This window comes from Rhodanobacter spathiphylli B39, from assembly GCF_000264295.1.
GTDB classification, from domain to species: domain Bacteria; phylum Pseudomonadota; class Gammaproteobacteria; order Xanthomonadales; family Rhodanobacteraceae; genus Rhodanobacter; species Rhodanobacter spathiphylli.
On sequence record NZ_AJXT01000046.1, the window covers coordinates 91,668 to 102,653 of the forward strand.

The 10,986-nt window shown below is 66.5% G+C and carries 12 protein-coding genes; 7 read left to right on the plus strand and 5 right to left on the minus strand.

Translation table 11 applies throughout. From position 1 onward, the window contains the following. Window positions 1-53: 53 nt before the first annotated feature. The 4 genes from UU7_RS14710 to pilG form a co-directional block, all read right to left on the minus strand. The gene (locus tag UU7_RS14710) at window positions 54-2,084 is read right to left on the minus strand and encodes a methyl-accepting chemotaxis protein (RefSeq protein ID WP_007809620.1); all 2,031 of its coding nucleotides are present in this window, start codon (window positions 2,082-2,084) and stop codon (window positions 54-56) included. 128 nt (window positions 2,085-2,212) lie between these two features. Beyond that, the gene (locus tag UU7_RS14715) at window positions 2,213-2,752 is read right to left on the minus strand and encodes a chemotaxis protein CheW (RefSeq protein WP_007809622.1); all 540 of its coding nucleotides are present in this window, start codon (window positions 2,750-2,752) and stop codon (window positions 2,213-2,215) included. Continuing rightward, the gene (locus UU7_RS14720) at window positions 2,749-3,120 is read right to left on the minus strand and encodes a response regulator (RefSeq protein WP_007809635.1); all 372 of its coding nucleotides are present in this window, start codon (window positions 3,118-3,120) and stop codon (window positions 2,749-2,751) included. Before UU7_RS14720 ends, UU7_RS14715 begins: the two co-directional genes overlap by 4 nt. 22 nt (window positions 3,121-3,142) lie before the next feature. Then, on the minus strand, window positions 3,143-3,508 hold the full coding sequence (gene pilG / locus UU7_RS14725) for a twitching motility response regulator PilG (RefSeq protein ID WP_007809637.1): 366 nt from the start codon (window positions 3,506-3,508) through the stop codon (window positions 3,143-3,145). A gap of 400 nt (window positions 3,509-3,908) precedes the next feature. On the opposite strand from pilG, the gene gshB reads away from it, so the two are divergent. The 7 genes from gshB to UU7_RS14760 all read left to right on the plus strand — a co-directional run bounded on the left by gshB (window position 3,909) and on the right by UU7_RS14760 (window position 10,247). Continuing rightward, entirely contained in the window at window positions 3,909-4,886 is a 978-nt protein-coding gene (gene gshB, locus UU7_RS14730; protein WP_007809639.1) for a glutathione synthase, read from the plus strand. Further along, entirely contained in the window at window positions 4,883-5,752 is an 870-nt protein-coding gene (locus tag UU7_RS14735) for an energy transducer TonB (RefSeq protein WP_007809641.1), read from the plus strand. The genes gshB and UU7_RS14735 overlap by 4 nt, the downstream gene beginning before the upstream one ends. A 53-nt stretch (window positions 5,753-5,805) precedes the next feature. Continuing rightward, window positions 5,806-6,375 carry a YqgE/AlgH family protein gene (locus UU7_RS14740; RefSeq protein WP_007809643.1) on the plus strand — a complete coding sequence of 190 codons (570 nt, stop codon included), beginning with the start codon at window positions 5,806-5,808 and terminating at the stop codon, window positions 6,373-6,375. Next, a complete protein-coding gene (ruvX, locus tag UU7_RS14745; RefSeq protein ID WP_007809646.1) occupies window positions 6,372-6,821 on the plus strand; it encodes a Holliday junction resolvase RuvX in 450 nt (149 codons plus the stop codon). Before UU7_RS14740 ends, ruvX begins: the two co-directional genes overlap by 4 nt. Window positions 6,822-6,850: 29 nt before the next feature. Further along, entirely contained in the window at window positions 6,851-7,777 is a 927-nt protein-coding gene (locus UU7_RS14750; protein WP_007809648.1) for an aspartate carbamoyltransferase catalytic subunit, read from the plus strand. An 84-nt stretch (window positions 7,778-7,861) separates the two neighbouring features. Then, window positions 7,862-9,643 carry a hypothetical protein gene (locus UU7_RS14755; protein ID WP_040673521.1) on the plus strand — a complete coding sequence of 594 codons (1,782 nt, stop codon included), beginning with the start codon at window positions 7,862-7,864 and terminating at the stop codon, window positions 9,641-9,643. A 235-nt stretch (window positions 9,644-9,878) separates the two neighbouring features. Beyond that, entirely contained in the window at window positions 9,879-10,247 is a 369-nt protein-coding gene (locus UU7_RS14760; RefSeq protein WP_007809653.1) for a BON domain-containing protein, read from the plus strand. Between the two features lie 82 nt (window positions 10,248-10,329). On the opposite strand, the gene UU7_RS14765 is transcribed toward UU7_RS14760, so the two are convergent. Further along, on the minus strand, window positions 10,330-10,986 hold a 657-nt coding region (locus UU7_RS14765), incomplete at its 5' end, for an ATPase, T2SS/T4P/T4SS family (RefSeq protein WP_007809654.1).

The following is a 10,986-nucleotide window of genomic DNA, read 5'->3' on the forward strand; positions in this document are numbered from 1 at the left end:
TGCCCCCTGTCTTGTGCTTTTCTCAATCGCGCCGGAAAGCGGCACGGCCGATGTCAACCCGGCAGCTTGAAGTGAGCCACCGAACGCCGCAGATCGCTCGCCAGCTGCGCCAGCGTACCGATCGAGTCGGCCGTCTGGCTGGCACCCTGCGAGGTCTGCGAAGTAATTTCCTGAATCGCGTTCATCGAGACGGAAACATCCGTCGCCGCCGCGGACTGCTCGCGTGCTGCGGTGGAGATGTTCTGAATCAGCGCGGACAGATCGTGCGAAACGCGTTCGATGTCACCCAGCGCGCTACCGGCATCCTCCGCCAGGCGCGCACCGGCGACCACCTCGGCGGTGGTCTGTTCCATCGAGTTCACCGCTTCGTTGGTATCGGACTGAATCGTCTGCACCAGCGTTTCGATACGCTTGGTGGCGCTGGTCGAACGTTCGGCCAGTCGCTGCACTTCGTCCGCCACGACCGCGAAACCGCGGCCGGCCTCACCGGCCGAAGCCGCCTGGATCGCCGCGTTCAACGCGAGGATGTTGGTCTGCTCGGCGATGTCGTTGATCAGTTCCACGATCGAGCCGATCTCCTGCGAGGATTCGCCCAGCCGCTTGATGCGCTTGGAGGTTTCCTGGATCTGGTCGCGGATCGAGTCCATGCCCGAGATCGTCTCGCGCACCACTTCGGCGCCGTGCGAGGCGATCTTCACCGAGCGTTCCGCCACGTCGGCCGATTCGGCCGAGTCCCTGGACACCGTGTCCATCGAGGTCACGATCTGGTTGATGGCCGAGGTGGCCGAGCTGATCTGCTGCGCCTGCTGTTCCGCCGCGTTGGCCAGATGGCGGGCGGTGGTCTGCGTTTCCTGGGCCGACGAGGAGACCTGCTCGGAGGTCTCGTTGATCGTGGTCACCAGTGAACGGAGCTCGTCGATGGCGTAGTTCACCGAGTCGGCGATCGCGCCGGTGATGTCCTCCGACACCGTGGTCTTCACGGTCAGGTCACCTTCCGCCAGCGAGCCCATCTCGTCCAGCAGGCGCATGATCGCCTCCTGGTTGCGCTGGTTCAGCTCGGTACTCTGGGCGAACCGCTTGCGCTGGTCGCGCACCAGGGTGATGACCAGCAACAGGGCGAAGGCCACCGCGGCGATCGCGCCGAGCAGGCCCCACCACACGTTCGGGAACAGCCGGCGCAGCGGCAGCTTGCCGATCTGCTCGGACAGGTCGTTCGCACGCAGCAGCACGGTCTGCGAATCCAGCGAGGCCTGGTTGCCTGCGCTCTTCACGTCGGCGATGTTGCCGGCAGCGGCGACCAGCTTGGAAACCGGGTCGGCCAGCTGGTTCCAGCTGGCGTCCATGTCGGTCAGGATCTTGCGGGCGTTCGCGTCGTTGATCGGCTTCACGCCGCTGTCCGGGTTGCCTTCGATCAGGCCCTTGAGCACGTTGCCGTACAACTGCGCGTCGCGGAACAGGCCGTCAGCCGCAGACTGGGCGCTGTCGCCACCCTGCAGCACTTCCTGCACGCGACGGATGATTCGGTCAGCCGACAGCATCTGGCGTGAGGTACCCAGCATCTGCTCGGAACTGCCGTTGCGCTGCTGCAGGATGTTGACCACCTGTTCCATGCTCGAGTTGAGCAGGGGCATCTGCTGCGAAAGCGTGGCGGCGCGTTGTCCGGAGTCCAGCACGACGGCCTTGTTGGACAGGATCTTGCCGATGTCGGCGTCGAGCTGCCGCCAGGAAGCATCGAGCGCGTTGACGGCACGACCCGCAGGGGTGGCGTTGTTGTCCGCGTACGGCTGCATGCCGCTCTTGGGGTCGCCCTTGTTCAGCCGCTGCACCGCGGAATCAATCGCGTTGCGGGTGGACTCGAGCTCCTTGAAGGAATCGGTGTTGCCATCGGCCGATTCCAGCGCGAACTTCGCCGTCTGCTGTGACAGCACCTGGATCTGCGTGGTCAGCGCGATCGCCTGGCGATCTTCACTGTTCTTCTGGTTGAGCAGGAAGAAGTCCAGTGCCGCGAAACCGATCGCAATCAGCAGCAGGACAATGAGTGCGGTGTAACCGCGTTCCCTGCTGACGCCCCCTGTAGTGCTCATGTTCACCTCATCCGTCTAACTTGTCTGCGTTGCCGGCCCCGCACAGCGGATACCGGCCAGGGAATGTTGTCCCAAGTTTCCGGCCCGTTCCGGCGCCGGCCCTCCATGCCACTTCCGCCTGCGTCTGCTCAGGCGGCGGCCTGGCGGAAATCCGGCGCTCGCACCAGCCGGTTCATGCTGAAAATGGCCATCTGTTGCTCGCCCACCCGGCTTTCGACGAAACGCGTCAGTCGCGGATCATCTTCGCGCCCGGCGTCACGCCGCTGCTCCTCGTCGACCGTACGCTGGCCGAACACCTCGTCGACCAGCAGGGCCACGTTGCCGCCACCCTGACGCACCACCAGCAAGCGGGTGCGGTCGGTGTGCTGCGTGCGCTCGCCGAACAGGAACCGGCCGAAGTCGATCACCGGCACCAGGTTGCCACGCACGTTGGCCACGCCAAGCAGCCAGGGCTGGGTGCCCGGCACGGCGGTCAGCACGGGCACGGCCAGCAATTCGTTGATCTCGTCGATGCCACTGACCAGCAGGCGCGAACCCACCCGGAAGCCGATGCCACGCCAAAGGCCGGGCGCCTCGAACTTTTCCTGCGTATCCGAAGCGTGGGCCAGCGACAGCCGCTCGTACTGGGCGAGGATCTCGAAAGGAGTGCGGTTGACGGACTGGTTCATTTCTCGCTCGGCAACAATTCGTTGATGCAGGCCAGCAGTTCTTTTTCGTTGACCGGCTTGGTGATGAAGGCGCGCGCACCCTGGCGCAGCCCCCACACGCGATCGGTTTCCATCGACTTGGTGGTGATCATCACGATCGGCACGTTCTGGGTCTTCGGGTCGCGCGTGAGCGTGCGCGTTGCCTGGAAACCGTTCATGCCGGGCATGATGACGTCCATGATGACGAGGCCGGGCAGATCGCTGCGTACGCGCTCGATGCCTTCCTCGGCGGTATTCACCGCCGCCACCTGGTGTCCGGCGCGCTCAAGCAGGGTGGTGAACACGCGCACGTCGGTCGGCGAGTCGTCGATGATGAGAATATTGGCCACAGGTCCCCCTCAGAATCTGCAGTCAGTGGCTCGATACCGTGCTGACATGGCGATGGATGGCACCAAGCAGCTCGTCACGCGTGAACGGCTTGGTCAGATACTGTTCGGCACCCACGATGCGGCCGCGCGCCTTGTCGAACAGGCCGTCCTTGGAGGACAGCATGATCACCGGCGTAGCACGGAACTGCGGATTGTTCTTGATCAGCGCGCAGGTCTGATAACCGTCCAGCCGCGGCATCATGATGTCGACGAAGATGATCGCCGGCTTCTGGTCGGAGATCTTGGCCAGGGCCTCGAACCCGTCGACCGCAGTCAGCACGTCGCAGCCCTCCTTCTTCAGAAGGGTCTCCGCCGTGCGGCGGATGGTCTTCGAGTCATCGATCACCATGACCTTGAGACCAGCCAAGTCGTTAGCACTCACGTTCAAATTCACTCACTCCCCCTGCGGCCCGCCCCGAGCTCAGGATAGGCACCACGACATGCAACGTCCATGCCGGACGGTGCGCATGCAAAATTTATTCTTGACGAGCCATCGGCAACCGCTCTGGGACGGTGATTCCGATGACTTTGCTGTTTACTGCCTGCCCGCCGAGACTGTCAAGCAATAATCACCCGTGTGGTCTGACGACCGCACAAGGTGACCCATAGTGGCACCATCTGGCCACCGACGACAGCCTCGACCGCTGCTCTCCGCATCGCCGCGTGATGGCCTCCACGCTCTTCCATCTTAATATGGCGGCCTGCCGTCCCGCTCCCCTCCGCGCGGCGGCCCATTCCGGAGAATCACGATGAGCCTCGCGATCGGCGTGCTGATGGACCCCATCGGCGCAATCAAGGTGGCAAAGGACAGTAGCTTCGCGATGCTGCTGGAAGCGCAGCGCCGCGGCCATTCGCTGCACTACCTCGAACAGGGCGACCTGGCGCTGCGCAACGGCGATCCGTGGGGGCGCATGGCCACGCTCGAAGTCCGTGATGATCCGGCCCACTGGCACAGCCTGGGCACGCCGCAATGGCGCGACCTGCGCCAGCTCGACGTGGTGCTGATGCGCAAGGACCCGCCGGTCGATGCGCAGTTCATTTACGACACCATGGTGCTGGAAGTCGCCCGGCAAGGCGGCGTGGCGGTGGTCAACGACCCGCGCTCGCTGCGCGACTGCAATGAAAAGCTGTTTGCCCTGCAATTCGGGCAATGCATCGCGCCGACCCTGGTGGCGCGCGATGCCGGCGAATTGCGCCGATTCGCCGCCGAGCACGGCGAAGTGGTGCTGAAGCCGCTGGATGGGATGGGGGGGCGCGGCATCTTCCGGGCGCGGGCGGGCGACAGCAACCTCAACTCGATGCTGGAAACCCTGCTGGGCGGTGACGCCCACGGCGAAGGGCGCCAGTTCGCGATCGCCCAGAAGTACATCCCGGAAATCACCGCGGGCGACAAGCGCATCCTGGTGATCGATGGCGAACCGGTCCCCTATGCCCTGGCGCGAATCCCCCAGGGCAACGAGTTCCGCGGCAACCTCGCCGCCGGCGGGCGCGGCGAAGGGGTTCCGCTGTCCGATCGCGACCGCTGGATCGTCGAACAGGTGGCGCCCGAACTGCGCCGGCGCGGCCTGCTGTTCGTCGGCCTCGACGTGATCGGCGATTACCTGACCGAGATCAACGTCACATCCCCGACCTGCGTGCGTGAACTCGACGCCCAGTTCGGGCTTAACATTGCCGGTCAGCTGTTCGACGTCATCGAGCAGCACGTTTTCGGAAACCGCGCCGCGTGAGCCACACTGCAAGCGTCAACTCCCCGCCCGATCCGATCGGCGCCACTTTCCTGTTTTCGCTGCTGCTGCATGGCGTGTTGCTGCTGGGCATCACCTTCCACTTCGTGAAGCCCTCGCCGAGCCTGCCCACGCTCGACGTCACCCTAGTCAACGTGGCCAACCGGCAGGCGCCGGACAAGGCGGACTTCCTGGCCCAGGCCAACAACACCGGCGGCGGCCAGAGCGATCGTGCCGCGCGCCCGTCGGCGCCGTTCTCCGGCGCGATCCCCAAGCCCGACCCCGGGATCGCGGCGCAACCGGTCGACGCCACCACGCCGCTGCCGCGCGAGGCGACCCCGACCCGCATGGTCACCACCAGCAGCGCCAGCGACTTCCAGGTGACCAGCGACACCGCCCGGGATCAGGTGGACCCCCAGCAGCAGACGCCGACGGCGGAAGAGCTGAAGCGCCGCGAGGCCATCGCGCAACTGGCCGCCGAACTGCGCAAGAAGAAGGTCGACTACGCCAAGCGGCCCAAGGTGAAGTACCTCACCGCCAGCACCCGCGAATACGCCTACGCCGCCTACATGCGGGGCTGGTCCGACCGGGTGGAGCGGGTGGGCAACCTCAATTACCCGGAAGAAGCGCGTCGCCAGGGCTTGCACGGCGACGTGCTGCTCACCGTGGTGCTCAACCTCGACGGCAGCATCAAGACCATCGAAGTCATCCAGAGCTCCGGCCAGAAGGTGCTGGATGCCGCCGCCGAGCGCATCGTGCGCCTGGCCGCGCCGTTCCCGCCGGCCCCGAAAAGCGCCGAGCACATCGACCAGCTCAACATCACCCGCACCTGGCGCTTCCAGCCGAACAACGTGCTGCAGACTCGCTGAACCTCGCGGCACGCAGTTCGGCGAACGACCCGCACTGCGCTTACAATGGGCGCATGACCGCCGTGCAGCCATCGACACTCACCGGACACTTCCTGATCGCCATGCCCAACCTGGCCGATCCGCCGTTCTCGCGCGGCGTCGCCCTGCTGTGCCAGCACGACGAGGACGGCGCGGTCGGCCTGCTGGTCAACCAGCTATCCGAGTACAGCTTCGGCGACGTGCTGGCCCAGATGAAGCTGGAGTGCGCGGACAGCGAACTGGCCGACGCGCCGGTCCTGATCGGCGGCCCGGTGCAACAGGAGCGCGGCTTCGTGCTACATCGCGAACCCGGGCCGTGGGATTCCAGCTACCGCATCAACGAGCACTGGTCGGTCACCACCTCGCGCGACATCCTGGTCGCCATGGCGGCCGGTGAAGGCCCGCGCCAAGCGATCATGGTGCTCGGCTACGCGGGCTGGGACGCCGGCCAGCTGGAACAGGAGCTGATGGCCAATGCCTGGCTGACCGCCGAAGCCAGCGACCGGGTAGTGTTCGACACGCCGCTGGAAGAGCGCTGGAGTGCCGCAGCCGGACTGGTCGGCATCGATCCGCGCCAGCTGTCCGGTTACGCGGGCCACGCATGAGCTGCGCGTTCGGCTTCGATGTCGGCAGCAAGATCACCGGCGTGGCGATCGGCAACAGCTTCACCGCCAGCGCCCGTGCGCTGGCCACGCTGGCCGTGCACGACGACACGCCGGACTGGAACCGGCTCGACACGCTGCGCCGCGAATGGCAACCGGACACCCTCGTGGTCGGCCTGCCGCTGACCCTCGAGGGCGCCGAGCAGCCGGCCAGCCGCCGCGCCCGCCGCTTCGCGGCGCTGTTGCAGGAGCGCTACGGGTTGCCCGTGGTGCTGGTCGACGAGCGACACAGCTCGCAGGAAGCCGCCCAGCGTTTTGCCGGCGCCCGCGCGCTGGGCCTGAAGCGACGCCGCGACGCGGCAGCCATCGACGCCGAAGCCGCCGCGGTCGTGCTGGAGCGCTGGCTCGGCATGGCCACGACGAGCAGCGCGCCAGGCGCCGATCACTAGAACCCCCTTCCACCTCCAGATCGCCCGCCATGAGTCCTCGCCTGCGCCACCTCACCACCCTGGAAAACCTGCCGCGCGAGACCATCGAGCGCCTGCTCGACCGCGCCGAGGCGCTGCGCGACGCCTGCGCCCACGGCACCCGCAAGCTCGACGTGCTGGCCGGGCGCACGGTGCTGAACCTGTTCTTCGAACCCTCCACGCGCACCCGCACCTCGTTCGAGCTGGCGGCGCGGCGGCTGGGCGCCGACGTGGTCAACTTCGACATCGGGCTGTCATCGACCAGCAAGGGCGAGGAGTTGTTCGACACGCTGCACACGCTGGAAGCGATGCACCTGGACGCCATCATCGTGCGGCACAAGCAGTCCGGCACGCCGGACGAGCTGGTTCGCCACGCCATGAGCGGGGTGTCGGTGATCAATGCGGGCGACGGCAACCGGGCCCATCCCACCCAGGGCCTGCTGGACGCGCTGACCATCCGCCAGCACCGGCCCGACCTGGAGAACCTGCGCGTCGTGATCTGCGGCGACATCAGGCACTCGCGGGTGGCGCGCTCGGACATCAATGCCTTGAGCGCGCTCGGCGTGAAAGAGATCCGCCTGTGCGGGCCCGCCGAGCTGATGCCCGATGCCGACGAGGTGTCCAAGGGCTCGCGCCATGACGATTTCGACGAGGCCATCGAAGGCGCCGATGCGGTGATCATGCTGCGCCTGCAGAAAGAGCGCATGGCCAGCATCGAGCTGCCCGACGAGGCCGCCTACTTTGCCCACTACGGCCTGGACCGGCGACGCCTGGCGCGGGCCGCCCCCGGCTGCCTGGTGATGCACCCGGGGCCGATCAACCGCGGCATCGAAATCGCCTCCGACGTCGCCGACGGCGCGCAGTCGCGCATCCTCGAGCAGGTGGGCAATGGTGTGTTCGTGCGCATGGCCGTGCTGAACGAAGTGCTGGCACGCTGAAGCGCAGCGGTTACGGCACCGCAGCACGGTCCCGGGCAAGCGGGCATAATGTCCCGCGCGGCATTCACCACACTGGGGATCATCATGCGATCGACGACGCGATACATCGCGCTGGGCTTCGCCGGCATCATGCTGGCGGCCTGCGGGCACAAGGACAAGGACGCACCACTGGCTTACGTTCCGGCGGACACGCCGTACGTGATGGCCAATCTCGACACCATGGACGACAGCACCCGTGGCGCCCTGCTCGCGCAGGCCGATGCGCAACTGCCGTCCCAGCTGGCGCAACTGGATGCCGCGGCCGACCGGCTGGCCGCGAAGGACCCGGAGGGTGCACGCCTGCTGCGCGCGCTGCACGCCGAGTTCAAGGGCAAGACCATCGAAACCTTCGCCGAAGGCGCAGGCATCAATCTCAAGGGCTACTCCGCGTTCTATGGCCTGGGCCTGGCCCCGGTCGCGCGCTTCGACCTGAGTGACCCCGCCGCGTTCGACGCGTTCGTCGGCCGGCTGGAAACCGCCTACGGCAAGAAGCTGGAGGTGGCCAGCATCGACAAGCAGTCCTACCGCCGCTTCACCTCCGCCGCCTCGGGCACGCAGATGGTCCTGGCCACCGTCGGCAAGCAGGCGGTCGCCGCGCTGCTGCCCGGCGACGCCTCGCCGGCGCTGTTGCGCCAGGCACTGGGACTGGACCGTCCGCAGAAGAGCCTGCAGGACGACGGTCGCCTGGCCACCCTGGCCAAGGCCAAGGGCTACCAGAAGTGGCTGGTCGGCCAGTTCGACCTCACCCGCGCGCTGCCGCTGGCGGTGAGCGGCAAGGACCCGCTGGTGAATGCGATCCAGAAGGCCCGCGCCCAGGCGGTGTCGGCCAAGACCGGCGAGCCGGTGGCCACCCAGTTGCAGACCTCGCCCAGCTGCAGTGCTGACGCGGCGCGCATCGCCGCTCGCGTGCCCACGATCAGCTTCGGCTACACGCAGCTCGATGCCAAGCACCAGGACGCCCGCGTCGACATCGCCCTGGCGGACGACATCAGCCAGGCCTTCGCCGGCCTGAAAGTGGCCTTGCCCGGACTGGGCAAGGCCGGCAGCGCGCCGTTCGACCTCAGCATCGCGCTGCCGATCGCCAGCATGCGCGGCTTCTGGATGGCCCAGGCCGACGCGGTCGCCGCCAAGCCGTTCACGTGTGCCTCGCTGACCGACCTCAACGACAGCTTCGCCAAGCTGGGCCCGGCCATGCAGAAGGCGGCGATCCCGCCGTTCGGCGACATGCTGGGAGTGCGCCTCGCGCTGGATTCGCTGAGCGCCGGCAAGGATTCCGCCATGCCTTCGTTCACCGGGCGCCTGGTGCTCGGCACCAGCAATCCCGAAGGACTGCTGGCGATGGGCCAGATGATGGTGCCCGCGCTGTCCCAGCTGAAGCTGGGCCACGACGGCGCGCCGCAGGCGCTGCCCAAGGACATGGTCGGCATGCTGGGCCAGCCTGCATGGGTGGCGATGAGTGAAAAGGCGCTCGCGCTCGGCGTCGGTGCCGGCGAAGACAGCCACCTGGCCGACACGCTGAAGGAACCCGGCGGCGACGCCGGCCAGATGACGCGGATGCACATCAGCGGCGCCATGTACGTCAGCTGGCTGCAATTGATGGAACAGAAACTCGATGCGCTGGCTGCTGCCACCGCCACGCTGGGCAAGAGTGACGAGCCGTCGATCGACGACGGCAGCGACGCCACCAGCGCCGCCGACGAACTGGCCCGTTCCAGGGCGCAGTTCGCCGCGATGAAGGCCCAGGCCGAACGGGTCGACAGCATCGATGCCGAGATGCACGTGGACAAGAGCGGCATGGTGATCACCAGCCAGACCGTGCTGAAGTAATCCCGGCGGGAGCAAAAGCCGGGGCGCCTTCGCGCCCCGGCTTTTTTGTGCCTGCGACGAACAACTGCCGAACATGTCGATGACGTCCCGTTCGCATCCGTGATCGAGCACTGAACGGAGTGCGTCGCGGCGACATGCATTTCACCCCGAGGCTGGTGCCATGTCCTCAGGAAGCCGCTGCATGGCATCCCGCCTGCCACCGGCAGGCCCCCACCGCCAGTCAGGGAGATCGAATATGCGCCATCCCAAGATCCGCACCAGCCTCTGTGCCACCGCCATGATGTTCGGCTTCGCGGCCATTCCGTTCGGCCAGGTGATGGCCCAGGACAACGCCAGCCAGATGCAGAAGGCGTCGGACAACCAGACGGTGCCCGACAAGGCCGCCGACGCCTGGATCACCACCAAGGTGAAGTCGGAGTTCGGCACCACCAAGGGCGTTTCCGCCACCGACATCTCGGTGTCGACCAATGACGGGGTGGTGACCCTCAGCGGCACCGTTTCCAGCGCCGCGGAGAAAGACAGCGCCGAGCGCGTTGCGAAGAGCGTCAAGGGCGTCAAGAGTGTCGACGCCAGTGGGCTGACCGTCGGCGTCGCCGAAAAATGATCGCGGCATGAGGGTGGTGATGCCACCTCGCTGAAACGAAAAAGGCGCCCCAGGGCGCCTTTTTCCTCATCCGGAAGATGCCTCAGCGATTGAGGAAATTCGCACCGCCAAGGTTGTTCCCGTCGCGCGTCTCCTCCAGTTCCACGCCGTCCAGGCCCTGCGACAGGGTATGCGCATCGCCACCCTGCGCCAGTTTGATGCGCAGGCGCACCTCGTTGGAGCTGTCGGCGTAACGCAACGCGTCCTCGTAGCTGATCTCGCCAGCGTGATAGAGCTCGACCAGGGCCTGGTCGAACGTCTTCATGCCCAACAGGGTGGACTCCTTCATCACTTCCTTCAGCTTGTGGATCTCGCCCTGGCGGATGTAGTCCTGCACCAGCGGCGTGCCCAGCAGCACTTCCACCGCCACGCGGCGCGCCTTGCCGTCCGGGGTGGGGATCAGCATCTGCGCCACGATGCCCTTCAGGTTCAGCGAAAGGTCCATCAACAACTGCTGGCGACGGTCTTCCGGGAAGAAGTGCAGGATGCGGTCCATCGCCTGGTTCGCGTTGTTCGCGTGCAGGGTGCACAGCACCAGGTGGCCCGTTTCGGCAAAGGCAATCGCGTGGTCCATGCCCTCGCGGGTACGCACCTCGCCGATCATGATCACGTCCGGCGCCTGGCGCAGGGTGTTCTTCAGGGCGTTGTCCCAGCTATCGGTGTCGATGCCGACCTCGCGCTGGGTGATGATGCAGCCCTC